A 26,801-nucleotide genomic window follows, 5' to 3' on the forward strand; every position below is an offset into this window, starting at 1 on the left:
CGCCGTTTCGCCCACCCGTCGCGGCCCGTCCACGCTGCCCAGATCAGCCTCGACGCTCAGGCAGCGGCATCCCTGCTGTTCCACCAGCTGCCTGGTGGCCTCCAGACCCGCGGCATCGCTGCCGGTGAGCACCAGGTCGGCGCCGGCTTCGGCCAACCGGCCAGAGATCGCGGCGCCCAGGCCACGCGAGGCACCGGTGACCAGGGCGCGACGGTTGGCAAGGCTCAGGCGGTCCACGACGTCCGGCATGCGCTGATCGGATGGGTCCACCAGTCTCCCGGCCGGTCGCTGCGCCTGCTGCCGACGCCTGAAGGGCCGCCGGAGATGTTCAGCCGTATGCCCTGCGGCCCATGGGCCTGAACGGACTCAGCCCGGCAGTGGCTCAGGCTGCCAGCGCCAGCTGGAAGGCGCTGCGGTCGGAGGGTTCGCCGCGCTCGAACACCTTGCAGAACACCTTCACAACCCGATCGCCGGAATCGATCGTCTCCAGAGGGTCTTTGCGCAGGCGGTGGCGCAGGCAGCAGGCCACCACCCGGGCCACGTCGTCATCGCTCACCTCGGTGCGGCTTTCAAACGCGGCCAGGGCCCGGGCCGCCCGGTTGGTGACAATGTCGCCGCGCAGACCGTCGACATCCAGTTCGCCGCACACTGCGGAGATGCGCACGCGCAGATCGGCGTCGATCTCCACCTGGGGTAACCGTTTCTGGGCCTCCACCACCCGCGCCTGCAGGGCCTCCTGGGTGGCCGCCACGGCGCTGTTGAAGCCGTCGGGATCGTCGTCGAAGGCGGTGCGCTGATCCACCACCTGCACCCGCAGCTCCGGATCGCGCACCGTGCGCACCTCCACGCTCATGCCGAAGCGATCGAGCAGCTGGGGCCGCAGTTCGCCTTCTTCGGGGTTACCCGAGCCGATCAGCACGAACCGGGCCGGGTGGCGCACCGAGATGCCTTCCCGTTCCACCGTGTTCCAGCCCGAGGCGGCCGAATCGAGCAGCACGTCGACCAGGTGGTCGTCGAGCAGGTTCACCTCGTCCACATACAGCAGGCCCCGGTTGGCCTTGGCCAGCAGGCCCGGCTCGAACGCCCGCACGCCCTCGCTGAGGGCCTTCTCGATATCGATCGTGCCGCAGAGCCGGTCTTCGGTGGCGCCCAGGGGCAGGTCGACCATCGGCACCTGACGGGGCTCCACCGGCAGCTCCTCACCCTGCTCGGCGCGGGCGCGCACCTCGGCGCTCTGCAGGTCGGGGTCAACCGGGGAGCTGTTGTAGGGGTCGCCGGCCACCACATCTATTTCGGGCAGCAGGTCGGCCAGGGCCCGGATCGTGGTGGATTTACCCGTGCCCCGGTCGCCCATGATCATCACGCCGCCAATGCGCGGATCGATCACGTTGAGCAGTAGGGCCAGCTTCATCTCCTCCTGCCCGACGACCTGGGTGAAGGGGAAGACCCTGCGCTTGCGGACTGGCGTCACGGACGAGTGGCTGGAGTTGATTCGGATTGTTTCACAGCTGGGTTCACAGCTGGATCTGGGAGTGGCAACAGGCTGAGCACCTGGGGCGGGGTGGCATCGGCCGGATAGATCAACCGCACCTGCAGCTGGCGGCTGGCCCCTGGCGCCAGGCTGATGGTGCCGAAGGCGGGGCTGGGCTCACCGGCCCGCTGCACCAGATGGAAGCTGCGCCGGCCAAGGGGCCGGCTGCCCGGGCTGGCGCCATCGAGGCCCGTCACCTCCACCGTGCCGCGGAACATCACCGGCCGGCTGCCACTTGTGCTGTGGAAGCGCAGACCACCGCTGGCGGCATCGCCCTTAAGCGGCGACTCCAGGGCCAGCTGCAGCGTCACCGGCTTGGCGGTGTCGTTGCGCAGCGGAATGCTGAGGTTGTATTCGACGCCGTAGTTGCCGTGGGCGGCCCAGGCGGTGCCTGGGTAGAAGGCCTGCAGCTCGGCGGTCTGCACCTGGCCGCTGCCGAGGGTGCCCCGCTCCAGGCTGCTGATTGGCCAGGAGATCGGCGCCCGGCTCACGCTCAGCCAGTTTTTGCCCGGATCGCTGAGGCGGCTGCGCCAGACGCTGCCCACCTGCACCCCACTCACCCGCGAGTACACCATCCCCCCCTTGCTGCCCCGCGGGGTGGGGCTGTGCTCCCGGGGGCTGAGTCCCCCCTCCAGCAGGGCGGCCCAGCTAGAGGCGGCCGGCGGCTCATTGCCCCGGCCGAAGGCCGCCAGGGTGGCCAGGCTCACGGGGCCAGAGCTTTCCAGCCGCACCTGCAGGTTGCGGCCGTTGAGCAGGGGGTCCAGGCCCCGCACCGGCAGGGGTAGCACCAGCAGGGTGGTGGGAGCGCCGGGGCTCAGGGTCCAGCTGGCGGGCAGCTCGGGGCTGCGCTGGCGAGAGAGCAATTCGGTGGCCACCCGGCTGCCGGGGCCGGCCCACACCGGCGTAGTTCCCTGCATCATCAGGGCCGGCAGGGGCAGGAAGGGGGCGCCGGCCTGGCCGGGATCCACCGCTTGCGATAGGGCCGTCGAGCCAGCCAGCAGCTTCAGGGTTACGGGTCCGGGGCCGCGGGGAGCCGCCAGCACCGCCAGCCACAGGGTGGAGTCGAGGCTCTCCGGCTTGCCCGCATACACGTGGTGGCTGAACAGATCGAAGCGGCCGTTCAGGGCCACATCCAGGTGGGCTGCAGGCACGCCGCGGCCGGCGCCGGGGAAAGTGGAGAGCAGGATCCCGGGCTCGCGAATCAGCTCGGGATTGTTGTCATTCACCAGCAGCAGCTGATCCAGGCCGCCGCTCAAGGGCGCCACGGTCTGGGGGCGCAGCACGGGGGCCGGCTGGGCCAGGGCGGCGGGGGCGGCCAGGCTGGTTAGCAGCAGCAGCGGTAGCCAGCTGGCCTGGAACAGGCGAGGGCGGTTCATTTGCGGCCCACCAGGGTTTTTGACACTTCAGCGGCCATAGCGCGGATTAGATCGGAGGAGCGGGGGTCGTTGAACGGACCTTTCACCATGAAGGCCGCCACGGCGCGCTGGCCGTTGGGGAGCTGGATAAGGGCTGCATCGGCGTAGGCGATACCGATATCACCTGTTTTGTTGTAGACGGTGATGCCGAAGCTGAGCAGCTCGCTGTCGGGGTCGGCGGAGTCTTTGCCGAGTCCCTGGAGCAGGCCCAAAGGAATGAGGGTGTTGGTGCGGGAGCTACCCATAATTTCCCTAAATAGGTCCCGGGCCCGAGGACTGAGACTTTCGCCGGTATCCACCATGGCGATCGACCTGGCCAGGTCGCGGCTACTGGTGGTGTTGGTGCCGTCGAGATCGGGCAACCAATTGTTGACTGCCGTCGCCGCCAGGCCCATGGCGGCGAAGCGCTCATTAAGGGCCGTTTTGCCGCCCAGACGCTTTATTAGCAGGTTGGTGGCGCTGTTGTCGCTCACCCGGATCATCTCGGTGGCCGCTTCAAAAAAGGGGAAGCGAGTGCCCACAGGTTTATTTGCCATCCAGCCAGCTCCGCCGCCCATCAACTCTTTGGTGAGGGGCAGGGGTTCGTTCCAGCGCAGCTTGCCGTTGTCGAGGTCTTCCAGCCCTGCCAGCAGGATCGGAGTTTTGATTGCACTGGCGGCAGGCAGCGGTGTGTCGGGCTGCAGTTGGGCGTAGCGGCCGTCATCGAGCACCAGCAGGAAGGCGCTGGCGCTGAGGTCTTTTTGGGCGCTTGCGAGCTTGCTCCAGCGCTGGCTCATAGCTGCCAGCTCCGTGCGGGGCTCGAACTGCCCCGGATCGAGGCCTTTTTTGTTGCGGTCTGCACCTAGATCAAGACTGAGGCTCTTGCTGGCACCCTCGGCCAGGCGGGGTGCCAGCAGCTTGAGGCTGGTGCCGGTCACCACCCCCAGGCCAATTCCCATGACCACCAGGCGCAACACCAGCCGCATGGGACCTCCCCAGCGGTTCTTGGGGCTACGGGGCTGACGGCCAGCGCTCACGGGCCACTCCAACGAAGTGATCTGAAGTTAAGGGGTCTGGCCTGGGTTGGTTTGGCGTTCACTGGCCCAGCGCAGCTGGCGCACCATGCCGCGCACCAGGGCTACCTCTTCACTGGAGATTTGGCCCCGCTGCAGCAGCCCCCGCAGCTTGGCCATGCGGGCGTGGGCGGTGTGGGGATGGAGGAAGCCCACGTCGAGCAGCAGGGCCTCGGCATCGCCGAGCATCGCTTCGAGGCCCTGGCGGTCGCTTGGCTCCGGCAGGGCGCCAACCTCCAGGCTGCTACCCAAGCAATGCCAGCTATGCAGCACCAGGGCTGCAGCGTGGGAGAGGTTGAGGGAGGAGTAGGCGTCGCCGCTGCCCAGGGTGAGCAGCTGGCCTGCCTGGAGCAGCTCGTCGTTGCTGAGGCCCCGATCCTCCCGGCCGAACACCAGGGCGCAGGGGCCCCTGGCCTGGGCCAGCCAGCGCAGGGCCGGATCCGGTGCTTGTAAGGGTAGGGGCTCGCCGGCCCGCCGGCCGCTGGTGGCCACCACCCGGCAGCAGTCGGCAAGGGCGGCGCTGAGAGTGGGAAACAGGCGGGCCTGCTCCAGCAGCCAGCCGCCGTGCACGGCCATGCGCCGGGCCTCCTCGCCGAGGTGGTCGCAGCGGGGCGCCACCAGGCGCAGCTCACCTACTTCGAAGTTGGCGCAGAGGCGAGCGACGCTGCCGACGTTGAGCGGCCCGGAGGGTTCCACCAGCACCACGGCCAGCTGGGCGGCGCTGCTCACACAAGACCGTTTAAGTAGGCCAGCAGGTCGGCCATGGCCTGGGGTTCCGGTTGAAAGCTGGGCATCGGTGGCGTGCGGCCACTCACCACCTGCTGGATCAGCTGGCGGGAGTTCTTGCGGGCGGCGACACCGTGCAGATTGGGGCCCACCAGCCCTTGGGCGGCGATGCCATGACAACCGGCGCAATTGAGCCGAAACAGCCGGCCGCCGTTCTCGCTGGAGCCGCTGAGCTCAAGGGTCTGACGGCTGTAGGGATCGGCCTGGGCTGCAGGCAGCACCAGCAACACCGCCACGATGCAGGCCGCGGCCGCCATGCCCACCAGGGCAGCGACCAGGCCGCGGCGGCCTTTAGCGGCATCAGGGTTTAGGGGTTGGCCGGTCACAGTTGGTGCAGGGCGCTCGCGGTTTGCAACATGGGCGTGAAACAATTGTGCCCTGAACGCCTTGTAAGTGCTCCCATGATCGAACCCCTGCTCTGCGGCATCGTGCTCGGTTTGATCCCCGTAACCCTGGCTGGCTTGTTTGTAGCAGCCTGGAACCAGTATCGCCGCGGCACCCTGCTCGACTGAGCCTCAGTCAGCGTGGCCCAGCAGCAGCAAGCTGGTGCTGCCGTAACGGCGATGATCGCGCTGGTTCCATCGCTCTGGAATCGCTGGCAGCAGTGAGCTAGCGCATTCCCATATCAAGGTGCCGCCTGGCTTGAGCCAGCCCCCTGTCAGCACAGCACTGGCTAGCTGGGCATAAAGGTCTGCGGCGTAGGGGGGGTCGGCATAGATTAAATCAAAGTCTGCCTGCTGATTTGGCTCCGCCAGCCAACGCACCACCTCGCGGCAGTGCACCGCCCAGGCGCTTGCTTGGCGGCCGGCGTCGCCCAGGCCCTGATGCACCGCTTCGAGATTGGCGCGGGCCACGGCGGCGATGCGGCGGTCCTGCTCGATCGCCACGACTCGGCTAGCCCCCCGATGCAGGGCTTCGCAGGCCATAGCGCCGCTGCCGCTGCATAGGTCCAGCCAGGCGCAGCCCGGCAGCTCGGCCGCCAGCAGGTTCATTACCGCAAGCCGCACCCGGGAGCTGGTGGGCCGGGCGATGCTGCCCGGCGGGCTCTGCAGCCGCCGGCCCCCGCTCAGTCGCAGGCTCATAAGGCAGCGAGCCAGGCCAGCCAGCGGCGCAGGATCGCCTCGCCGTGGGGGCCTGATTTTTCCGGGTGAAATTGGCAGGCGCCAATGGCCCCCTGCCAGACCGCGGCGCTGACAGCTGTGTCGGCGAAGCGCACCATTGCGGTGTTGCAGGCCGGATCACTGGGCTCGGCGGCGTAGGAGTGCACGAAATACACCCAGCTCTCCGGGCTGCCGGCCGGCAGCAGGGGACTGGGATTTGCAGGCACCAGGGGCTCCCAGCCCATGTGTGGAATCGGGTGGCCAGGCCGGCGGGGCAGAGCCCGCACCCGCCCCTTGAGCAGGCCCAGGCCGGCGGCTTCACCCTCGTCACTGGCTTCAAACAGCAGCTGCAGCCCCAGGCAAATGCCCAGCAGGGGCCGGCCGGCGGTGCACCAGGCCGTGATCGCCTCTGCCAGACCACCCTGGCGCAGGCGCTCCATTGCCGGATCAAAGGCTCCCACCCCTGGCAGCACCAGGGCCGTGCAGCCCTCCATTTCAGCGCCGCTATGGACGGGCTGCACCGTTGCGCCTAGCCGTTCAAAAGCCCGCTGCACAGAGTGCAGATTGCCCATGCCGTAATCGATCAAGCCGAGGCGACTCATGGGGCTGAGGGGGGGTTGGGCTGGCGGCGGCCGGGCTCCGTCAGCAGCTGCTCTGGCGGTACGTCCAGGCCGTTGAGTGCGTCTAGCAGTTGGTAGAGCCGGCCGATGCGGCGTCGGTTGAAGTGGAAATTAAGGCAGGGGCGCAGCAGGCCGGCATCGTCGACGGTCTCGCTCGCCTGGATAACACCCTCATCCACCAGATCATCGAACTGGAGGTTGAGGCCAGCTAGCTGATCTGGCTGCAGGGCACAGTTGAGCAGCAGCTCGATGCGGTTGTCGCCCAGCCTGGCGGAGTGAAAAAGGCGATAGAAGCGGCTGATGTGGGCCACTGCCTCCTCGGCACTGTGGGCCTCCATCAATATGTCGCCGTCCTCGGGGGAGATCAGGCCTCTGGCCGCCAGGCCCTGATTTACATCCCGCTGCCAGCCGCGCCAGAAGAGGTCGCCAGGCGGAGCTAGCAGCACTAGGGGAATCGGTGGGGTGCGGCCGGTTTGGATCAAGGTGAGCGACTCGAACAGCTCATCGAGGGTGCCGAAGCCACCCGGCATCACCACCAGGGCGTCACTCTCCCGCAAAAAGAAAAGTTTGCGGGTGAAGAAATAGCGGAAGTGGAGCAGCCGGCCTTCACAACTGCTGACAAACCGGTTGGCGTGCTGCTCAAACGGCAGATCCACATTTAGGCCGATGCTGGCCTCGCAGCCGGCACCGCTGTTGGCGGCCTCCATGATGCCGGCGCCAGCGCCGGTCATCACCTCAAAGCCAGATGCCGCGGCACAGCGGGCCAGATCTTCAGCTAACGCGTAGCTGGGGTCGCTTTGCACAGTGCGAGCCGAACCAAAAACGCTGATCTTGCGGGTATGGCGTCGGGGGCGAAATACCTCAAGGGCTTCACTGATGTCAGCTAACGCACCGCTGATCAAACGCCACTCGCCCTGGCCTCGCTCGTGGCGACCGACCTGCAGCAGGGAGACGAGGGAGCGCTCGATCAGGTGCCTCTGGGGATGGTCTTCGAGTTCCTGGGCCAGAACCTGCAAAGGACTCTGGCCGAAATGGGAGGGGTCGCTCAGAACTAGGAGCTCAACTGCGTTCAGAGGTACTTGGAAATCGTGCCCGACAGGGTGGTTTTGGGCACGGCACCAACCACCGTGTCCACCTTCTGGCCGCCCTTAAAGATCATCAGGGTTGGGATGCTGCGAATGCCGTACTGGCTGGCGACGTTGGGATTTTCGTCAGTGTTGAGCTTGAAAACCTTGATTTTGCCTTCGAATTCGCTGGCGATTTCGTCGACGATTGGCGCCACCATGCGGCAGGGGCCGCACCAGGGGGCCCAAAAGTCGATCAGCACGGGCAAATCACTTTTGAGCACGACTTGCTCAAAGGAGGCATCAGTGACAGCAGCAGCGCTGGACATCCTTGCAGGATCAGGGTTTAGCGAATCTAGCAAGCTTGTTAGGGACTACCCACGACCGTTGCAGGTCGTGATCCGGGGTGTCCGAGCAGCGGCGAAGACAAAAAGCCCGGACGCGCCGGGCTGGAGGGTGTGAGGAGTGTGAGAGCCGAAGCTCGCACCTGTTAAGGCTAACGCTGCTGTCTTCACCCCCCGTCGAAACGCCCGCCAGGGACTATTTGCCCATACCAAGCTGCTGGGCCTTTTGGTAAACCTTGCCCTCGGTGAGCAGCGATGGGGCCACCACCACCTCAACTTTTTGCATGTCCTTGATGTTGCGAGCACCAAGGGTGCCCATCGAGGTGCGAATGCAGCCCAGCAGGTTCTGGGTGCCGTCATCAAGACCTGCCGGCCCACGCAGGATTTTCTCGAGGCTGCCTGTGGTGCCAACTTTGATTCGGGTGCCGCGGGGCAACACTGGGCTAGGGGTGGCCATGCCCCAGTGGAAGCCCCGGCCGGGGGCTTCGCTGGCCCGGGCAATAGGAGATCCGATCATCACGGCGTCAGCGCCGCAGGCCAAGCACTTGCAGATGTCACCGCCAGTGACGATGCCGCCATCGGCCACGATCGGCACATAGCGGCCGCTCTCGGTGAAATATTCGTCGCGGGCGGCGGCACAGTCGGAAACTGAGGTGGCCTGGGGAATGCCGATGCCGAGCACGCCGCGGCTGGTGCAGGCGGCACCGGGGCCGATGCCCACCATCACGCCGGCTGCTCCGGCCCGCATCAGCTTGAGAGCTACCTCATAGGTGACGCAGTTGCCGATGATCACGGGCACGCCGAAGGTGCGGCAGAGGTGCTCGAGATCGAGGCTCTCCTGGCCCTCAGGGCCGATGTGCTCGGTGCTCACCACGGTTGCCTGCACAAAGAAGAGATCGGCGCCGGCTTCGGCGATTGCCTTGCCAAATCTCAGCGCGGCCACTGGGGTGGCACTTACTGCTGCGATGCCTCCCTGCTGCTTGATCTCAGCAATCCGCTGACGGATCAGGTCTTCCCGCACCGGCTGGCTGTAAAGCTCCTGCATCAGTGGCACAAACTCCTCCCTACCCACCGCGGCGATGCGGTCGAGGATGGGATTGGGATCGTCGTAGCGGCACTGAACGCCCTCCAGGTTCAAAACACCCAGGGCTCCCTGTTTACTTAGTTCCACAGCCATGGCCACATCGACCACGCCGTCCATGGCGCTGGCGATGATCGGAATCTCGCGGCTGATGCCGCCAAGGCTCCAACTGCTGTCCGTGATAGCGGGATCAACCGTGCGGCCACCCGGCACCAGGGCGATCTCGTCGATGCCGTAGGCACGACGCACAGTGCGGAAGCGACCGAGCTGAATGTCCACCTGGAGTTAACGGGTTCGGGACAAGCTATCAACCAGCCGCCCGCAGGCCCTGGGGGAAGGCGGGATCAGCCCTTGCCGCGGAAGGCTTTCCAGCTTTGGCCCAGGCTGGCCAGCAGCTGGTTGCGCTCACTGCTGCGCAGCATTTTGGGAATGCCATAGCGCACCGCCCACACCACCCCAGCCAGCTCGAGCAGGCCGGGCACCAGGGGCAGGCTGTCGAGGGCGCTCAATATGGCGCTATACACCCGCAGCATCAGCAGCGCACCCACCAGGGCTGCAAGCAGGGTTACCGGCCTGCGCGCCTGGACCCACAGGTTTTGGAGCTCGTTTTGATCGAGCCATTGGCGCAGCTTGGCTAGCAGCAGCTCCCACTCACCACCTTCGCCGCTTTGGGGCTCAGACTCGCTGCTGGCCGAGAGCGCCGGAATCACCAGGGTGGCGGCGACGCTGGGCTCTGGCGGCGCGGCCTGGGCAACAGCCTGTTCAGCCTCCTGAACAGCGGTGTCGGGCTCGGTGACGGTATTTGGATCAGTGACGGTATTTGGATTGGTGGTGGTGTCGTCGGCCATGGCGGGCGGAGCGGCGGGCGGGGGAATGTATGTGGCGGGAGCTTAGGTGCGGTTGGCTGGGACTCCAAGGCCTACGCCTCAATCGGCAGCAGGCTGGGGCGGCTGCTCAGCGGCACGACCGGTAGGCGCAGCGGGAAGCTGCCGTCGATCAGAGCTGTTATCAGGGCCTCGCTGGCGGCGGCGGCCAGCCGCGGGCTATGGGAGGGCGCACAGGCCACGGAGCGGCCTTTCACCTCGATCGTGCCGTTGAGCAGTTCGGCGTAGCTCACCGACCCCAGGCTGGGTTTGATGCGCCGCGGCACCGACAGGTCGAGCACGGGCGCCTCAAGCTCCTGGGGGCCAGCGGCGGCCTGGCGCGCTACCTCGGCATTGATCAGGGGCACCGGCGCCGCAATCGCAATCAGTAGGGCGCTGCCATGGCCCTCAAAAAAACAGGGGCGCACCCACTCGGGCCGCAGGCCGTGCAAATCCACGCTCACGGCGGCGGCCGCGCCGGGGCTGCGGGCATGGCCGCTGGCCTGGCGCCGGCAACCGGGCTGGTGGCCGCTGCCAGCGCCGATCACCCAGCCGATGTTGCCGCCCACCAGCACCGGTGAGCCAGGCCCCAGCAGCGACAACCCCGGCATGGTGAGGCCGATGCTGCCGGCGCCGCCGCAGGAATAAAGGGCGTTGGCGGCTGGACCTAGCAGGGTGCCGTAGGGGCTGGGGCAGGGCCCCTCCGCCTGGCTGAGGGCGACCACACCGTTTTCACTGATGGCCCGCTGCAGCAGCAGCCGGCCAGCGCCGATCTGCTCCAGCCCCAGCTCTATGTGCAGCTCCCGGCGCGGGTGCAGGGCGGTGGCCACGCCGCTGGCGTTGAAGGGCAGGGCCCGGCCTTGCAGCAGGGCGCCGAGCAGCTGGGCGCCCCCCATCGCATCGCCAAGTCCGCCGCCGATTGGCAGCACCAGCTCGCCGCTGCCGCAGCCAGCCAGCCCCGCTACTCCGGCCAGCTGTCCTTTGCACAGGCGGATCGGCGGATCCGTGGGCCCAAGGCTTAGGAGCAGGCTGGCCTGATCGGTGAAGCCCGCATCGGCTGCCACCACTACATCGGTGGCGGCGTAGGCCTCGGCCAACCCGGCTTGCTGCACCAGGCTGCGGAACTCAGCAGCGGCGCGCACCTGCAGCTGGCCCCGATGCTGTTTGCGCCGCAGCTCCGCCTCCTGGCGAGGCGGGAAGGGATCGGATTTGGGCATTCCCCTGGGCTTTCGATAAACTAACCATTGCTCAAGACGGTCATCAATGGCGGACCCCAGCGGACCCGGTGCTGACATGTCGGGGGAGTCCGGCGGCAACGGCGATCCGCGGATCATTCAGACCGACCTGCGTAACGAGATGTCGCGCTCCTATTTGGAGTACGCGATGAGCGTGATCGTGGGTCGGGCCCTGCCCGACGCCCGCGATGGTCTTAAGCCGGTGCATCGCCGCATCCTCTACGCGATGTACGAGCTGGGTCTCACCAGCGACCGGCCCTACAGGAAGTGCGCCCGTGTGGTGGGTGAGGTGCTTGGTAAGTACCACCCCCACGGCGATACAGCGGTGTACGACGCCCTGGTGCGGATGGCCCAGGACTTCAACATGCGCATGCCCCTGGTGAATGGGCATGGCAACTTCGGCTCGGTGGACGGCGACCCCCCGGCCGCTATGCGTTATACCGAATCTCGGCTGCAGGCGCTCACCACCGACAGCCTGCTCGACGATATCGAAGCCGAGACCGTCGACTTTGCCGACAACTTCGATGGCTCCCAACAAGAGCCGACCGTGATGCCGGCGCGGATTCCGCAGCTGCTGCTCAACGGCTCCACCGGCATCGCCGTGGGGATGGCGACCAATATCCCGCCCCACAACCTCACCGAGCTGATCGACGGCACGCTGGCGCTGATCGCCAACCCCGACATCGACGATCTGCAATTGATGGCGATCATCCCGGGGCCCGACTTCCCCACGGGAGGCCAGATCCTGGGTCGCCGCGGTATCCGTGACACCTACACCACCGGTCGCGGTTCAGTGACCATGCGGGGCGTCGCCTCGATTGAAACGCTTGAGGTGAAGGGCCGCCCCGACCGGGATGCGGTGATCATCACCGAATTGCCTTTCCAAACCAATAAGGCCTCGCTGATTGAGCGGATCGCCGAGCTGGTAAACGACAAGAAGCTGGAGGGGATCTCTGATATCCGCGATGAATCCGACCGCGATGGCATGCGGATAGTGATCGAATTGCGCCGGGATGCCTACCCCCAAGTGGTGCTAAACAACCTGTTCAAACTCACGCCACTGCAAAACAACTTCAGCGCCTATATGCTGGCGTTGGTTAAGTCTGAGCCGGTGCTGCTCACCCTGCGCAAGATGCTGCAGGTGTTTCTCAACTTCCGCATTGAGACTATCGAGCGCCGCACCCGCTACTTCCTGCGTAAGGCCGAGGAGCGCGATCACATCCTGCTTGGCCTGTTGCTGGCACTAAACCAGCTAGACCCAATTATTGCCCTAATCCGTGCTGCTTCCGATGCGGCCACGGCCCGCGTGCAGCTGCAGGAGCGCCACGGCCTCAGTGAGATCCAGGCCGACGCCATCCTGCAGATGCAGCTGCGGCGACTGACGGCCCTCGAGGCCGACAAGATCCGCCTTGAGCATGAGGATTTAGTCGCTAAGATTGCCGACTACAAAGACATCCTGGCCAATCGCGAGCGCGTACTCACGATCATCACCGAGGAGCTCGGTGCCATCCGCGCCCGCTACCTTTCCCCCCGCCGCACCGAAATCCTCGATCTTGAGGGCGGCCTAGAAGACATCGACCTGATCGCTAATGAGCGCTCGGTGGTGTTGCTCACCGAGAACGGCTACCTGAAGCGGATGCCGGTGAGCGAATTTGAGGCCACCAGCCGCGGCACCCGCGGCAAGGCCGGCACTAAAACCCAGGGTGAGGAGGCGGTGCGGCTATTCATCAGCTGCAACGACCACGACAACCTGCTGCTGTTCTCCGATCGGGGCGTTGTTTACACCGTGCCGGCCTATCGGGTGCCGATCTCAAGCCGCGCGGCTAAGGGCACGCCGATTGTGCAGATGTTGCCGATTCCCCGCGAGGAGCAGATCACCTCGCTGCTGGCGGTGAGCGAATTCACCGATGACGGCGTGCTGGTGATGCTCACCAGTGGCGGCACGATTAAGCGCACCCGTCTATCGGCCTTTGCCAACATCCGCTCCAATGGCTTGATCGCCATCGATCTGGTGGAGGGGGATGCCCTCACCTGGGTGCGCTTGGCCCTGCCCGGCGACAGCATCCTGATCGGCTCCCGCAACGGCATGACCATTCACTTCCGTCTCAACGACGAGGAGTTGCGGCCCCTGGGCCGCACCGCCCGCGGCGTGCGGGCCATGAACCTGCGCCCCGGCGACCAGCTGGTGAGCATGGATGTGCTGCCCGCCGAGCTTGCCGACCGGGTGGCGAGTTCGGCAAGCGCCGAAGACGATGACAGTGAGGAGGTGGCACCGAGCGAGGGGCCTTGGGTGCTGGTGGCCAGTGCCAGCGGCCTGGGTAAGCGGGTGCCGGTGGATCAGTTCCGCCTGCAGAAGCGTGCCGGCATGGGTCTGCGGGCGATCAAGTTCCGCAATAAGAGCGATGTGCTGGTGGGCCTCAAGGTGCTCGGGGCAGGCGAGGAGTTGCTGCTGGTGAGCGAGAAGGGGGTGATCGTGCGCACCCAGGCCGATGCGGTGCCGCAGCAGTCGCGGGCGGCTACGGGCGTGCGCTTGCAGAAGCTCGATGCCCGCGATCGCCTCAGCGAAGTGGTGCTGGTGCCGCCAGCTGCCGAAGAGGAGGAAGAGGCTTCTGCCACTACCACCCCAGCAGAAGAAGTTGTTCAGCTCCCAGCCGCGGAGGGTGCCTAAGGCTCAATAGCCACGACCCAGTTGTGGATTGCTAATAATGTTCTAGACCTAGGCACCACCATCGGCTCCTGATCTGGTCGCTACGTATTCGAGAGGGACCAGATCAACAGCACCGCATAGCCCCCGAGGCTGGCTAGCTGCATTGCGGTCTCCAGCCGCTCGATGCGCCGATCGCTTTGGACCGTGTGGAGTTCCCCGAGGCGATCGATCCGGTTGGCACACCAGATGAACTCGCAGAAGAACACCAGGGTCACCAGATAGGAAAAGGCATACAGCCCGTCCAGCACGGTTAGATAGGGCAGCGACGGCAGCGACTCGCGATAGGCCTGCTGCATGAATACGAGCGTGAGCAGAATCACCGGCGGGATCGCTAACCGCTCGGAACTGAAGCTGCTGCGCAGGTTGGGTGTGAGCAGCATTACCACCATTGTGATCGCCAGCGGCAGCAACCACTTCACCAGTGATGCCCAGCCGATGGGTGTATAAAAAAGTTGCATCTCAACGTTTCCCTCTGCCATCACCAGGCTCCAGTCATTGAGCCGGTAGCCATCCATGTTTGTCTGACTACTCACACTGGAATTGCTTTTGTCGGCCTGCAGCCGAATGCGGAAGATGGGGCCAGAGGCCTCTGGCTCGCTGGGGTCAAATGGATAGGCTCGGACAGCACCATTCGCATGGCTAACCGGCACGATGCTCAGCCGCAGGGGCAGGGTGCCGAAGGGGTAGCCGCGGTAGTTGATCTTGTCGGAATAGAAATCGCCGTTGAAGCGGTAGTCGCGGCCAAGATTGGGACCGAGCTGGATCCAGCCACTGGCCGGCTCAAGAAGGGAGTTCCAGGGCTCCACCTGGTTTTGAAAACGGACCAGTTCCACCGGATCGATGCCGGCGGCCTGCAGTTTCTGCATCACCACCACCGGTGCCGATAGCCGTAGGGTTCCCTCCACGCTGTAGGTCTTATCCCGGGCCGAGAACTGGTGAACGTTGCCCACATCGAGCGCCACCTGCAGGCGCGCTGTGTTGCTGGGTTGTGACGCAGCCACGGCCAGGATCGCCAGCCAGGCCACGAGCAACAGGGACACCAGCCAAGTCAGCCATCGCCTCCCTCCGAACACCATTGCGTGTGGAGCAGGATGAGAGAGCTCACCGTACCGGTGTGATGGCAGCGCACGACATCGTTTCAGACGTGCTGGTGGTGGGCGGCGGCCCGGCGGCCCTCTGCATCGCAGCGGCTTTGGCCGGCGAGGGGCTGGCGGTGGTGCTGCTGGCCCCCCACGATCCGCGCGCACCGTGGCCCAACACCTACGGGATCTGGGGAGACGAGGTGGATGGCCTCGGCCTGGGACACCTGCTGGAGCACCGCTGGAGCCAAACCATGAGCTACTTCGGCGCCGGCGCTCCCAATCCAGCCGATCCAGCCAATGCGCCCACTCCCCACGGACGCGACTACGGCCTGTTCAACCGCGAGGCGCTGCAGCAGCACTGGCTCACGGCCTGTGAGCGTGGTGGCGTGCAGCTGCTGCAGGGCCAGGCTTCTGCTGTGCAGTTGATCGACGGAGGGGCGTCAAGCGAGCTCATCACTATGGAGGCTGCTCGGTATCGAGCCCGGCTAGTGGTGGATGCCACCGGCCATAAACCGGTTTTGGTGCAACGTCGCGATGAAGGCCCGGTGGCTGGTCAGGCTGCCTATGGAATTGTGGGTCGCTTCTCGGCGCCGCCAGTTGAGCCCGGCCAGTTTGTGTTGATGGACTACCGCTGCGATCACCTCAGCGCGGCGGAGCGCGCGGAGCCGCCTACCTTTCTCTATGCCATGGACCTAGGCGAGGGGCGCTTCTTTGTGGAGGAGACCTCCCTGGCCCTGGCGCCGCCTGTGTCCTACGCCACGCTCAAGCAGCGCCTCAAGCGGCGGCTGGCCCATCGCGGCGTCGCCGTGCTGGAGGTGGAGCACGAGGAGTTTTGCCTGTTTCCGATGAACCTGCCCCTACCGGATCTGGATCAGCCCGTGCTGGCCTTTGGTGGGGCTGCGGCGATGGTGCATCCGGCCTCCGGCTACCTGGTGGGGGCGCTGCTGCGCCGGGCGCCGGTGCTGGCGGCGGCGGTGGCGGACGGGCTGCGGGCTGAACCGGCCGCCGACTCGCTGCAGCTGGCCCAGGCGGGCTGGCAGGCGCTCTGGCCCCTGGAGCTGCGCCGCAAGCACGCCCTCTACCAATTTGGGCTGGAGAAATTGATGCGCTTCTCCGAGCCCCAGCTGCGGGCCCATTTCGCCACCTTCTTCGCCCTGCCCGAGGCCCAGTGGACCGGCTTTCTGGCCAACACCGCCAGCGTGCCGGAGCTGGTGGCGGCGATGCTGCGGCTGTTTGCCACGGCCCCCTGGAGCGTGAAGGCCGGGCTGATGGGCATGCGGGGCCGCGAGCTGGCGCTGGGCCTGCGCATGCTGGATCCCTAGATTTGTGCCTATGCCTGGACCGGCGCCGGCAGCCAATCAGCCGCATTCAGCAGGGGGAATAGCCCATCTTCGATGGCTATCGCCTTGAGCCATTTGGCGGGAAGCTCGGTGCCGTTTTCGATCGCATCCAGTAGGCGCCAGAAGCGATCCAGGTGGCGATGGATCCGCTCCTTGGCCAGCTCGGTGGTGGTGCCAGCCCGCAGGATGAAGCTCCAGTCGGAGCTTTGGGCCAGCAGCAGCTCCCGGCCTGCCTGGGTGAGCAGGTCTCGTTGGGCTGGGCTGCCAACGCCACGCTGCACCCGAGCCACCATGGCCTGGGAGGCCCGCTGCCACTCGGCCACCACCCAGGCGTTGGTCTCGTTTAGCCAGTAGTCGTGGTAGCCCCCTTGGCCCCAGCTGCTGGGGGAAGGGCGGCACACCTGCAGGGGGTCGCTGCCGTTTAGGGACTCCCGCAGCGTCACTAGGCGCACGCCGGCCTCCTTGGCCTGGCGAAACAGGGCCGCCAGAAACTGGGGCCCCTCAAACCACCAGTGGCCAAACAACTCGGCATCGAAGGGGGCCACCAGCAGGGGCCGGCGCTCCATCGAGCGGGCCAGGCCCGCCAGTTCGGTGGAGCGCCCTTCTAGGTAGGTGGCGGCATGCTCCTCGATTCGCTCGGCCGCAACTGCCGGTTCGTAGGGCTGTTTCTGGTCGAGGGGGCAGCCCTGGGCCGTGACCCGATGCAGCTTTAGGCCGAGGGGCCGGCGGCTGGCGATGGCATGGCTGGCTAGTTCACTGTCGGGCAGGTCCCAGCCCAGATCGCGGTGGAATTCCCGGTAGGCGCCGTCGCCGGGGTACCCCTCGCGCGCGCTCCACACCGGCAGGGTGGCACTGCTGTCTCGGCCGAAGAAGGCCGCCCCAGCCGGCGAGCAGATCGGTGCGAACACGCCGTAGCGGGGGCGGGGCATGGCGTGGAGCAGGCCGTGGGCATCGAGCACCGAGTAGCGCAGGCCGCAGTCCACCAGCTGCTGGTCGAGGCCTTCGTAGTAGGCGCATTCCGGCAACCAGATGCCTAGGGGGCGATCACCCAGCAGGCGTTCGTGCTCGCGAACGGCGGTAATCAGCTGGGCCCGCACCGCCTCCGGCACCTGGCGCAGTAGGGGCAGGTAGCCGTGGGTTGCCCCGCAGGTGATCAGGTCGAGCACCCCCTGTTGCTGCAGCCTGCGGAAGCGTGGAATCAGTTGCCCCTTGGCCTGACGCCACTGGCTCACCACCGCCTCGAGTTGGTCAGCTAGGTGGCTGGCGGCTGGGCCGAGGGCATGCGGGGCCTGGAGCAGCAGCTTCTGGCGGACGGCTATCCAGGCCAGAAAGCGGCCGTTTAGCTGGGGGTCGGCCAGCAGGGAGAGCAGGGTGGGTGAAATGCCGAGGGTGAGCCGGGGGTGCTGGCGCCGGTCGGCCGCGGCGGCCTCGAGCATCGCCAGCAGCGGCAAGTAGCACTCCTGCAGCGCTTGGAAATACCAATCCTCCTCCAGAGAACCGGGTTCGCTGGAGCGCACGTATGGCAGGTGCGCGTGGAGGACGAGGGCCAGATCGCCTGCGGTCATGACCATCCCGCGGTGAAGACACTGTAGGCATAGTGCCCGCTTACAATGAACTATCTCATAGTCATTCCGCCTAGAGGGGCTCCTTTATGGCCCGCGATCCCGGCCGCGTTCTGATCTTCGACACCACCTTGCGCGATGGCGAGCAGTCGCCTGGTGCCAGCCTGAACCTCGAGGAGAAGCTGGCGATCGCCCAGCAGCTGGCCCGCCTTGGTGTCGACATCATTGAGGCAGGCTTCCCCTTTGCCAGCCCCGGCGATTTCAAGGCCGTGCAGCGCATTGCCGAAACCGTTGGTACGCCCGAAGGGCCGGTGATTTGCGGCCTGGCCCGGGCAGCTGCCGGCGACATCAAGGCCTGCGCTAATGCGGTGGCGCCCGCTGCTAAGCGGCGCATCCACACCTTCATTGCCACCAGCGACATCCATCTCGAGCACAAGCTGCGCAAGAGCCGCGCCGAGGTGCTGGCGATCACCGCCGAGATGGTGGCCTACGCCCGCTCGTTAGTGGACGACGTCGAGTTTTCCTGTGAAGACGCCGGCCGCAGCGATCCGGAGTTCATGCACCAAGTGATCGAGGTGGCGATCAGCGCTGGCGCCACCACGATCAACATCCCCGACACCGTGGGCTACGCCACCCCGGCGGAATTCGGCGCCCTGATCGCCGGTATCAACGCCAGCGTGCCCAACATTGACCAGGCCGTGATCTCGGTGCACGGCCACAACGACCTGGGTCTGGCGGTGGCCAACTTCCTTGAGGCAGTGAAAAACGGCGCCCGCCAGCTGGAGTGCACGATCAACGGCATCGGTGAACGGGCCGGCAATGCCTCGCTCGAGGAGCTGGTGATGGCTCTGCATGTGCGGCGCAGCTACTTCAACCCTTTCCTGGGGCGGCCAGCCGAGAGCACCGAACCGCTTACTGGCGTGCGCACCGAGGAGATCACCAAGACCTCGCGGCTGGTGAGCAACCTCACCGGCATGGCGGTGCAGCCCAATAAGGCGATCGTGGGCGCCAACGCCTTTGCTCACGAATCGGGCATCCACCAGGACGGCGTGCTCAAGCATCGCCTCACCTACGAAATCATTGATGCCCGCACCGTTGGTTTGGCCGACAACCGCATCTCCCTGGGCAAGCTGAGCGGCCGCAGCGCTTTCCGGGCCCGGCTCGAGGAGCTGGGCTACACGCTCGAGCGTGAGGATCTCGACGATGCCTTCGCCCGCTTCAAGGAGCTGGCGGATCGCAAGCGGGAGATCAGCGACCGCGATCTTGAAGCGATCGTGAGCGAGCAGGTGCAGCAGCAGGATGGCGGCAGCTTCACCCTTAAAAGTGTGCAGGTGAGCTGTGGCACTGGCTTGCAGCCCACCGCCACGGTCACCCTGGTGACGGCGGATGGCGCCGAGCTCAGCGAGGCGGCGATCGGCACCGGGCCGGTGGATGCGGTGTGTCAGGCGCTTAATCGGCTGGCCCAGGTGCCCAACGAGCTGGTGGAATTTTCGGTGAAATCGGTGACCGAAGGCATCGATGCCATGGGCGAGGTGACGATTCGGCTGCGCCACCAGGGCGTGCTCTATTCGGGCCACGCAGCTGACACGGACATCGTGGTGGCCGCCGCCCAGGCCTTCGTCAACGCCCTCAATAGGCTGGTGGCCGGCGGGCGTCACCAGCCGCTGCACCCCCAGAAGGCTCCGCTGCCCGTAGTGGGCGACCTGCCCTTGGTGGGTCGGCCGCGGGTTTAATTAGGTGGGTTTAGGCAGCTGGCGGGCATGGCGTTTCAGCTTGGGATCACGCCCTGGACTGGGTGTGGTTTTTATTAATTAGCTAAGCCAAGACTAAGCTAAGCGCCAAAACACGACTCACCCGCCATGAGCCTGCCCCTCTCAGGACCGCGCCGCTCACGGCTCAGTGCCGCCGCCCAGCTGATTTTGCTGTTGCTGGTGGCCTTGGCGATGCTGGTGCCGCTGCTGTGGCTGGTGAGCACCTCGCTCAAGGGTCCGGCCGAGGACATTTTCACCAGCCCGCCAGCCCTCTGGCCCAGCCAGCCCAGCTTTGAGGCCTACAGGCGCCTTTTTAGCGACAACCCAATCGGCATATACCTGCTCAACAGCACGATTGTGAGTGGCCTGGCGGTGCTGGCCAATGTGCTCTTCTGCTCGCTGGCGGCCTATCCCCTGGCCCGCATGAATTTTCGCGGCCGCGGCCTGGTGCTGGCCCTAGTGGTAGCAACGATTTTGATCCCCTTTCAGGTGGTGATGATTCCGCTCTACCTGCTGATGGTGCAGATCGGCCTGCGCAACACCCTTTGGGCCCTGATCATTCCCCAGGCGGCCACCGCCTTTGGCATTTTCCTGCTGCGGCAGAGCTTTCTGGGGGTGCCGGTGGAGCTGGAGGAGGCGGCCCGTTGCGATGGTTGCACGCCGGTGGGGGAGTGGTGGAACGTGATGATTCCAGCGGCCCGGGCCGACCTGATCACCCTGGCGATGTTTGTGTTTATCGGCACCTGGAGCGATTTTCTCTGGCCCCTGGTGATCCTCGATGAGCCCCAGCTCTACACCCTGCCGCTTGGTTTGCAGCAGCTGGCCAGCAGCTTTTCGCTCGACTGGCGCCTGGTGGCGGCAGGAGCGGTGATTTCGATCCTGCCGGTGCTGGCGGTGTTTATCGGCCTGCAGCGATACATCCTGCCCAGCGCGGCCGGCGATGCGGTGAAGGGCTGAAAACCTGATCAGTTTGCAGTTGCAGGGGGACGCAGCGGCGGCAGGGGCGGCACTTCCAAAGGCAGCTCATCGGTTTTCGGGTCAGTCGCTTCGCTGGGGCGGGTTGCGCGCAACTTGCTGAGCTCGGCCCGCAGGTTGGTGGTTTCGCGGCTTAGCCCATCGATGCGGCTGCCTTTGCGCTCTACCGCCTGCAGCCGCTCCACGGTGGTGCGCAGCTGCTGTTCCAGGCCAGTGGTGCGATCAAGGGCCCGGCTGTTCTCCAACCCCTGCACCCGCTCCTGCAGCTGGCGGATCGTGTCGTTCTGCTGGCGGGATTTACCCACGATCACCAAAAAAAGCACCACCAGCATTGCCGTGACGCCGGCCTGCAGCCAGGGCACCCAGGCGAGAGAAGCGCCGTTGGGGCTGGCTTCGGTGCTGATCGCGGCTCGGTCAGGGGCTGGGGTCATCAAGGCAAACGGCTATTTCTGCCTAGATGCTGGCGGGCAGAAGGACTTTTGTCAGGGGTGGCGGGGGGATTGGCAGGTGGTTTGCAGGCAGGAGGCGCCAGCCTGGCGCACTTTTAAGAACCGGAACCACACCCGGCCCATCACTGGCAGCTTGCACAGTGGCTGACGGCTGTGCGCTTTTCCCCTAGAAGATGAGTGAATCTTCAAGCATTTGAGGTCACTCGCGCCAGATTGCTCTATTTTGATTTCATTGGTGTGTCCGTTTGCTCAGGGGCCATCAATTTTATTACAATTATTTGCTGCACCTGTGATCTCCAGCCAGGCTCGTTCTTCTGCAAATTCTTCTGCAAAAGTTGCACTTATCACCGGCATCACCGGGCAAGACGGCTCCTACCTAGCCGAGCTGCTGCTGGAGAAGGGCTACGTGGTGCATGGCATCAAGCGCCGCGCCTCCTCGTTTAATACCAGCCGGATTGATCATCTGTATCAAGATCCCCATGAGAGTGATCCGAGGCTGAGCCTCCACTACGGCGATCTCACCGACAGCACCAACCTGATCCGGATCATCCAGCAGGTGCAGCCCGATGAGATCTACAACCTCGGTGCCCAGAGCCATGTGGCGGTGAGCTTCGAGGCGCCGGAATACACCGCCAACAGCGACGCCTTGGGAACGCTGCGGATCTTGGAGGCGGTGCGGATGCTGGGCCTCAGCGCCAAAACCCGGATTTATCAGGCCAGCACCAGCGAGCTCTACGGCCTGGTGCAGGAGACCCCCCAGAAGGAAACCACGCCCTTTTATCCGCGTAGCCCTTATGGGGTGGCCAAGCTTTACGCCTACTGGATCACGGTTAATTACCGCGAGGCCTACGGGATGTATGCCTGCAACGGCATCCTGTTCAACCACGAGAGTCCGCGGCGCGGCGAAACGTTTGTGACCCGCAAGATCACCCGCGGCATGGCCCGCATCAACGAAGGCCTGGAGGATTGCCTCTATATGGGCAACCTCGATTCGCTGCGCGATTGGGGCCACGCCAGGGATTATGTGGAGATGCAGTGGCGGATGCTGCAGCAACCCGGCACCCCGGAAGACTTCGTGATCGCCACGGGGCGCCAGGAATCGGTGCGGCGCTTCATTGAGCTGGCCGCCGCCGAGCTGGGCTGGGGCGCAATTGAATGGCAGGGCAGCGGCATAGAAGAGGTGGGCCGGCGCAGCACAGGCGAAGTGGTGGTGCGGATTGATCCGCGCTACTTCCGCCCAGCTGAGGTGGAAACGCTGCTGGGCGATCCCACTAAGGCCCACGAGAAGCTGGGCTGGACGCCCACCACCACCCTTGAGCAGCTGGTGGCCGAAATGGTGGCGGCTGACAAGGAGGAAGCCCGCAAGGAGGCGATCCTGCGCCTGAAGGGCTTCAATGTGGTGGGCTCGATGGAAAACCCACCCACCAATCCCTCGGCCGTGGCCGCAGCTGGAGACAAGGGCTGATGAAAATGTTGATCAGCCCCGCTGACCGTATCTTCGTGGCGGGCCACCGCGGCATGGCCGGCAGCGCCATTTGCCGGGCCCTGCAGCGCGCCGGCTATGGCGATCCAGCCCAGGGGGGTGCCATTCTCACTGCTGCGCGCTCCGAGCTGGATCTGCTCGATGCCCAGGCGGTGCAGCGCTGGTTTGGCGAGCACCAGCCCACGGTGGTGGTGCTGGCGGCGGCCAAGGTGGGCGGCATCCACGCCAACAGCACCTATCCAGCCGATTTCCTGCTGGACAACCTCAAGATCCAAACCGCTGTGATCGAAACGGCCTGGCGCTCCGGGGTGCGCCGCTTGCTGTTCCTGGGCAGCAGCTGCATCTACCCGAAGTTTGCCGAGCAGCCGATCCGGGAGGAAGCCCTGCTCACAGGGGCGCTGGAGCCCACCAATGAGTGGTATGCCATCGCCAAAATCGCCGGCCTGAAGCTCTGTGCGGCCCTGCGGCGGCAGCACGGCTTTGATGCGATCAGCCTGATGCCCACCAATCTCTACGGGCCCGGCGACAACTACCACCCCACCAACAGCCACGTGCTGCCCGCCCTGATCCGCCGCTTCTGCGAGGCCGCCGAGGCCGGCGCGGCCAGCGTCACCTGCTGGGGCACGGGCACGCCGCTGCGGGAATTTCTGCACGTAGACGACTTGGGCGAGGCCTGCGTGTTTGCCCTGGAGCACTGGCAGCCCGGCCCCGAGGAGATCCAGCACCTCAATGTGGGCACGGGGGTGGACCTCACTATCCGAGAGCTGGCGGAAGCGGTGGCGGCCGCCACGGGCTTTGGCGGCGAGATCCGCTGGGACTCGAGCCAGCCCGACGGCACCCCGAAAAAACAACTCGATGTGGGCCGCCTTGCTGGCCTGGGCTGGCGGGCGCGGATCCCCCTAGCCGCAGGCTTGAAAGCCACGGTGGCGGCCTTTCGGGGCCCGCCATAACGGACCTTCAGCATTCAGCAGCAGTTTATTGTCAATGTCGCTATCCCCAGGTTGCGGCGTCCCCCCTAGCTTTTTATGCCCGCCTCCCTGCCCCGCAACCTGATCACCGGCGGCGCCGGTTTTGTTGGCTCGCACCTGGTGGACCGGCTGCTGGAGGCCGGCGAGGAGGTGATCTGCCTAGACAACTTTTTCACCGGCCGTAAGGCCAACATCGCCCAGTGGATTGGCCACCCCCGCTTTGAGCTGATCCGCCACGACGTCACCGAGCCGATCAGCCTGGAGGTGGACCGGATCTGGCATCTGGCCTGCCCGGCTTCGCCGGTGCACTACCAGCACAACCCGATCAAGACCGCCAAAACCAGCTTCCTTGGTACTTACAACATGCTCGGCCTGGCGCGGCGGGTGGGGGCGCGGCTGCTGCTAGCTAGCACTAGTGAGATCTATGGCGATCCGGAGGTGCACCCCCAGCCGGAGAGCTACCGGGGCTGCGTGAACACGATCGGTATCCGCAGCTGCTACGACGAGGGCAAGCGCATTGCCGAAACGCTGTGCTTCGACTACCGGCGCATGCACGGGGTCGAGATCCGGGTGGCGCGGATCTTCAATACCTATGGTCCAAGGATGCTGCCCGATGATGGCCGGGTGGTGAGCAACTTCATCGTGCAGGCCCTTAAAGGCGAGCCGCTTACGCTTTATGGCGATGGCAGTCAGACCCGTTCTTTTTGCTACGTGGATGATCTGGTGGAGGGCCTGATCCGGCTGATGAATGGGGCCCATACCGGTCCGATCAATATCGGCAACCCTGGCGAATTCACGATCCGCCAGCTGGCCGAGCTGGTGCGCTCGCGGATCAACCCGGAGCTACCGCTCACCTGTGAACCGCTGCCGGCCGATGACCCGCTGCAACGCCAATCGGTGATCGAGCTGGCGCAGCAGGAGCTGGGCTGGCAGCCCACGGTGCCGCTGGAGCAGGGCTTGGAGCCCACGATCGCCTACTTCCGCGAGGCGCTCATCGCATGATTCGCTCCATCTGCTGCATCGGCGCCGGCTATGTGGGCGGGCCCACGATGGCGGTGATCGCCGATCGCTGCCCCCAGATTCAGGTCACGGTGGTGGACCTCAACGCCGAGCGCATCGCCGCCTGGAACGATCCCGATCTCAGCAGGCTCCCCGTCTATGAACCGGGGCTAGATGCGCTGGTGGGCCGGGCGCGGGGCAGCAATCTGCATTTCACCACGGCGGTGGAGGCGGCGATCGCCGGCGCCGACATGGTGTTTCTCTCGGTGAACACCCCGACCAAAACCAAGGGCGTGGGTGCCGGCCAAGCCAGCGACCTGCGCTGGATCGAAGCATCGGCCCGCCAGGTAGCCGCCTGCGCCCAGGGCCACACGATCGTGGTGGAAAAGAGCACCCTGCCGGTGCGAACTGCTGAAACGGTTCAAACGATCCTTAGCGCCGTGCCAGCGGCCGAGGGCAAAACGTTCTCAGTGCTCTCCAATCCGGAGTTTCTGGCGGAGGGCACGGCGATCGCCGATCTGCAAGCGCCGGATCGGGTGCTAATCGGCGGTGAAGATCCAGCGGCGATCGAGGCGCTGGCGGCTATCTACGGCCAGTGGGTGCCGGCAGAACGGATCCTGCGCACCAATCTCTGGAGCTCAGAGCTCTCCAAGCTCACCGCCAACGCCTTTTTGGCCCAGCGCATCAGCTCGATCAATGCGATCGCGGCGTTGTGTGAGGCCACCGGCGCTGATGTGGGCGAGGTGGCCCGGGCGATCGGTGCCGACAGCCGCATCGGGGCCAAGTTTCTCAAGGCCGGTCCGGGTTTTGGCGGCAGCTGCTTTCAGAAAGACATTCTCAATTTGGTGTACCTCTGCGGCCACTACGGCCTGCACGAGGTGGCGGCCTACTGGCAGCAGGTGGTGGCGCTCAACAGCTGGCAGCAGCAGCGCATCGCCCGCCTAGTGGTGAATCGTTTGTTTGGCACCGTGAGCGGCAAGCGCATTGGAGTACTGGGCTTTGCCTTTAAAGCCGACACCAACGACACGCGCGAATCCCCGGCGATCCGCATCTGCCGGGATCTGCTCGAGGAGGGGGCGGTGCTGCTGATTATGGATCCCAAAGTGAGCGAACGCCAGCTGGCAGATGATCTGGGTCAGCCCGCGGGAGATGGCAACGACGCTGGCTCGGGGAGCTGGCACCAGGTGCACGACGTGCAGCAGGCGGCCCGCGGCGCCGATGCCCTGCTGCTTCTCACCGAATGGCAAGCGTTTGCCCAGATCGACTGGGCGGCGGTGGCGGCGCTGATGAGGCGGCCAGCCTGGCTGTTCGATGCGCGGGCGCGGGCCGACGCGGCGGCGGCCCGAGCGGCGGGGCTGCAGGTGTGGACCGTGGGCGAGGGCTGATCGAGCGGCTAGTTCGCAACGCCTACTCAGCAGCTGTGCTGAAATCTGTACAGACCGTACAGATTCAGACAGTATGTAATCGTTAATGCAAAGGCTTCCCTGCAGCCTGAATGACTCACAATCGGGTGCTGCCATCACGCCAGCATGAGTGATTGAGACGACTATATCAATATTTAACGATATCAATGGTCCTTGGGGTTTGAGTATTCGTCCTCTGGTTTGTTGTTTGTAGATCTCGCAGGCTCTCGGCTCGGCAATGTGGGCGTTGTTGTACGGCCATTGAATGCTCCGGGTCATGTGCCGGCGCCCGTATCGATTCTTGGGGCAGCAGTGGCATTTGGCTATAACCTACATGAAGGCTTGATGAGCAATTGAGCCTTGGCGAGCAAGACCGATTAGATTGGGGCCAATAAAACTTTTTCAGGCGATGAGTTCATCCAGGCGGCGTCGCTCCAGCCGCAGCTCACGCAAAGGGTTGAGCTCTAAGCGGAGCACCAGCCAAGAGTTGCAGAAGAGACCAAGCCGTCGCGGCTGGTGGCGTTCGTTGCTCAGGCAGATGAACCGCCTCAATCCTTTCAAGATCCTGGCGGCGGTGTTACGGCCGAAGGATCCGGGAAAACGCAGCCGCCGCGAGCTGGTGGCACTGAGGTTGCGGCTGGTGAGCTACACGCTCTTCTTAGTTATGGCCACTTCGGTTGTGATGAACAGCTTGCCGTTGCAGCTGGGGTCAGCGGATTGGTATCTGCGGGCGATGGCCAGCCTGGCTGGCAGCAGCTCGCTGCTGATCGGCGCCTTGGGCTTGGGGGAGGTGGCGCTGTATCTAGCACCCAATGGGCGGGAGAGCGAAAAGATGGCTGGGCTACTGAAAAGGGTTAGCCGCCTGGGTTTCTGGTTGGTGGTGGCGCTGCTGCCACTGCAGCTGATGACGGCGGGCTGGGTAGCGCCCCTCCGAGTGGTGTAACTCAGGAGGTCCTGTGACCCTTTCCGGAGGGTGAACAGGAGCAGTCAG

The 26,801-nt window shown here is 65.3% G+C and carries 26 protein-coding genes; 10 read left to right on the forward strand and 16 right to left on the reverse strand.

Translation table 11 applies throughout. The features are described 5' to 3' along the window. The 6 genes from AC01FP_RS10040 to AC01FP_RS10065 form a co-directional block, all read right to left on the reverse strand. A partial coding sequence (locus AC01FP_RS10040; protein ID WP_474479916.1) for an SDR family NAD(P)-dependent oxidoreductase occupies positions 1–249 on the reverse strand: 249 nt, incomplete at its 3' end. 133 nt (positions 250–382) lie between these two features. Then, positions 383–1,471 carry a magnesium chelatase ATPase subunit I gene (bchI, locus tag AC01FP_RS10045; protein ID WP_474479917.1) on the reverse strand — a complete coding sequence of 363 codons (1,089 nt, stop codon included), beginning with the start codon at positions 1,469–1,471 and terminating at the stop codon, positions 383–385. Further along, positions 1,468–2,907 (reverse strand): DUF3370 domain-containing protein, encoded by a 1,440-nt coding sequence (locus AC01FP_RS10050; protein WP_474479918.1) that lies wholly within the window; start codon positions 2,905–2,907, stop codon positions 1,468–1,470. Before AC01FP_RS10050 ends, bchI begins: the two co-directional genes overlap by 4 nt. Further along, positions 2,904–3,911, reverse strand: a complete 1,008-nt coding sequence (locus AC01FP_RS10055; RefSeq protein ID WP_474479940.1) for a serine hydrolase — start codon at positions 3,909–3,911, stop codon at positions 2,904–2,906. The genes AC01FP_RS10050 and AC01FP_RS10055 overlap by 4 nt, the downstream gene beginning before the upstream one ends. Positions 3,912–3,989: 78 nt before the next feature. Then, a complete protein-coding gene (locus AC01FP_RS10060) occupies positions 3,990–4,727 on the reverse strand; it encodes an RNA methyltransferase (RefSeq protein WP_474479919.1) in 738 nt (245 codons plus the stop codon). Beyond that, on the reverse strand, positions 4,724–5,110 hold the full coding sequence (locus tag AC01FP_RS10065; RefSeq protein WP_474479920.1) for a c-type cytochrome: 387 nt from the start codon (positions 5,108–5,110) through the stop codon (positions 4,724–4,726). Before AC01FP_RS10065 ends, AC01FP_RS10060 begins: the two co-directional genes overlap by 4 nt. 75 nt (positions 5,111–5,185) lie before the next feature. On the opposite strand from AC01FP_RS10065, the gene petG reads away from it, so the two are divergent. Further along, positions 5,186–5,296 carry a cytochrome b6-f complex subunit V gene (petG, locus tag AC01FP_RS10070; RefSeq protein WP_094559756.1) on the forward strand — a complete coding sequence of 37 codons (111 nt, stop codon included), beginning with the start codon at positions 5,186–5,188 and terminating at the stop codon, positions 5,294–5,296. A gap of 3 nt (positions 5,297–5,299) precedes the next feature. Here the strand turns inward: petG and rsmD are convergent, their stop codons facing one another. The 7 genes from rsmD to AC01FP_RS10105 all read right to left on the reverse strand — a co-directional run bounded on the left by rsmD (position 5,300) and on the right by AC01FP_RS10105 (position 11,073). Further along, positions 5,300–5,866 (reverse strand): 16S rRNA (guanine(966)-N(2))-methyltransferase RsmD, encoded by a 567-nt coding sequence (gene rsmD / locus AC01FP_RS10075; RefSeq protein ID WP_474479921.1) that lies wholly within the window; start codon positions 5,864–5,866, stop codon positions 5,300–5,302. Continuing rightward, on the reverse strand, positions 5,863–6,486 hold the full coding sequence (hisH, locus tag AC01FP_RS10080) for an imidazole glycerol phosphate synthase subunit HisH (RefSeq protein ID WP_474479922.1): 624 nt from the start codon (positions 6,484–6,486) through the stop codon (positions 5,863–5,865). The genes rsmD and hisH overlap by 4 nt, the downstream gene beginning before the upstream one ends. After that, positions 6,483–7,520, reverse strand: a complete 1,038-nt coding sequence (locus AC01FP_RS10085; RefSeq protein WP_474479923.1) for an LOG family protein — start codon at positions 7,518–7,520, stop codon at positions 6,483–6,485. Before AC01FP_RS10085 ends, hisH begins: the two co-directional genes overlap by 4 nt. A 53-nt stretch (positions 7,521–7,573) precedes the next feature. Beyond that, positions 7,574–7,897: a thioredoxin gene (trxA, locus tag AC01FP_RS10090; protein WP_474479924.1), complete on the reverse strand. Its 324-nt coding sequence runs from the start codon at positions 7,895–7,897 to the stop codon at positions 7,574–7,576. 211 nt (positions 7,898–8,108) lie between these two features. After that, a complete protein-coding gene (locus AC01FP_RS10095) occupies positions 8,109–9,272 on the reverse strand; it encodes a GuaB3 family IMP dehydrogenase-related protein (protein ID WP_474479925.1) in 1,164 nt (387 codons plus the stop codon). A gap of 65 nt (positions 9,273–9,337) precedes the next feature. After that, the gene (locus AC01FP_RS10100) at positions 9,338–9,841 is read right to left on the reverse strand and encodes a CAAD domain-containing protein (protein ID WP_474479926.1); all 504 of its coding nucleotides are present in this window, start codon (positions 9,839–9,841) and stop codon (positions 9,338–9,340) included. Between the two features lie 71 nt (positions 9,842–9,912). Beyond that, positions 9,913–11,073 (reverse strand): homocysteine biosynthesis protein, encoded by a 1,161-nt coding sequence (locus AC01FP_RS10105; protein WP_474479927.1) that lies wholly within the window; start codon positions 11,071–11,073, stop codon positions 9,913–9,915. Between the two features lie 46 nt (positions 11,074–11,119). Here AC01FP_RS10105 and gyrA point away from each other — a divergent pair, with 46 nt between their 5' ends. After that, complete coding sequence (gene gyrA, locus AC01FP_RS10110) at positions 11,120–13,759, forward strand: DNA gyrase subunit A (protein ID WP_474479928.1); 2,640 nt, start codon at positions 11,120–11,122, stop codon at positions 13,757–13,759. Positions 13,760–13,839: 80 nt separating this feature from the next. Here the strand turns inward: gyrA and AC01FP_RS10115 are convergent, their stop codons facing one another. Then, entirely contained in the window at positions 13,840–14,838 is a 999-nt protein-coding gene (locus AC01FP_RS10115; RefSeq protein ID WP_474479929.1) for a hypothetical protein, read from the reverse strand. A gap of 77 nt (positions 14,839–14,915) precedes the next feature. Between AC01FP_RS10115 and crtL the strand changes: the two genes are divergently transcribed. Next, complete coding sequence (gene crtL / locus AC01FP_RS10120) at positions 14,916–16,202, forward strand: lycopene beta cyclase (protein WP_474479930.1); 1,287 nt, start codon at positions 14,916–14,918, stop codon at positions 16,200–16,202. Positions 16,203–16,210: 8 nt separating this feature from the next. Here crtL and AC01FP_RS10125 read toward each other — a convergent pair whose 3' ends face one another. Then, positions 16,211–17,785 carry a glycoside hydrolase family 57 protein gene (locus AC01FP_RS10125; protein ID WP_474479931.1) on the reverse strand — a complete coding sequence of 525 codons (1,575 nt, stop codon included), beginning with the start codon at positions 17,783–17,785 and terminating at the stop codon, positions 16,211–16,213. Positions 17,786–17,871: 86 nt separating this feature from the next. Between AC01FP_RS10125 and AC01FP_RS10130 the strand changes: the two genes are divergently transcribed. Both AC01FP_RS10130 and AC01FP_RS10135 read left to right on the forward strand, forming a co-directional pair. Next, positions 17,872–19,515, forward strand: a complete 1,644-nt coding sequence (locus AC01FP_RS10130) for a 2-isopropylmalate synthase (protein WP_474479932.1) — start codon at positions 17,872–17,874, stop codon at positions 19,513–19,515. 126 nt (positions 19,516–19,641) lie between these two features. Further along, positions 19,642–20,490, forward strand: a complete 849-nt coding sequence (locus AC01FP_RS10135) for a carbohydrate ABC transporter permease (protein WP_474479933.1) — start codon at positions 19,642–19,644, stop codon at positions 20,488–20,490. Positions 20,491–20,498: 8 nt separating this feature from the next. On the opposite strand, the gene AC01FP_RS10140 is transcribed toward AC01FP_RS10135, so the two are convergent. Next, positions 20,499–20,939: a hypothetical protein gene (locus tag AC01FP_RS10140; protein ID WP_474479934.1), complete on the reverse strand. Its 441-nt coding sequence runs from the start codon at positions 20,937–20,939 to the stop codon at positions 20,499–20,501. A 307-nt stretch (positions 20,940–21,246) separates the two neighbouring features. On the opposite strand from AC01FP_RS10140, the gene gmd reads away from it, so the two are divergent. The 5 genes from gmd to AC01FP_RS10165 all read left to right on the forward strand — a co-directional run bounded on the left by gmd (position 21,247) and on the right by AC01FP_RS10165 (position 26,753). After that, entirely contained in the window at positions 21,247–22,422 is a 1,176-nt protein-coding gene (gmd, locus tag AC01FP_RS10145) for a GDP-mannose 4,6-dehydratase (RefSeq protein WP_474479935.1), read from the forward strand. Further along, on the forward strand, positions 22,422–23,390 hold the full coding sequence (locus AC01FP_RS10150; protein WP_474479936.1) for a GDP-L-fucose synthase family protein: 969 nt from the start codon (positions 22,422–22,424) through the stop codon (positions 23,388–23,390). Before gmd ends, AC01FP_RS10150 begins: the two co-directional genes overlap by 1 nt. A 75-nt stretch (positions 23,391–23,465) precedes the next feature. Then, positions 23,466–24,410, forward strand: coding sequence for a UDP-glucuronic acid decarboxylase family protein (locus AC01FP_RS10155; protein WP_474479937.1), 945 nt, complete (start codon positions 23,466–23,468; stop codon positions 24,408–24,410). Then, positions 24,407–25,792 carry a nucleotide sugar dehydrogenase gene (locus tag AC01FP_RS10160; protein WP_474479938.1) on the forward strand — a complete coding sequence of 462 codons (1,386 nt, stop codon included), beginning with the start codon at positions 24,407–24,409 and terminating at the stop codon, positions 25,790–25,792. The genes AC01FP_RS10155 and AC01FP_RS10160 overlap by 4 nt, the downstream gene beginning before the upstream one ends. A gap of 556 nt (positions 25,793–26,348) precedes the next feature. After that, complete coding sequence (locus AC01FP_RS10165; protein WP_474479939.1) at positions 26,349–26,753, forward strand: hypothetical protein; 405 nt, start codon at positions 26,349–26,351, stop codon at positions 26,751–26,753. Positions 26,754–26,801 lie beyond the last annotated feature (48 nt).

The sequence above is a fragment of the Cyanobium sp. NIVA-CYA 375 genome (assembly GCF_056108345.1).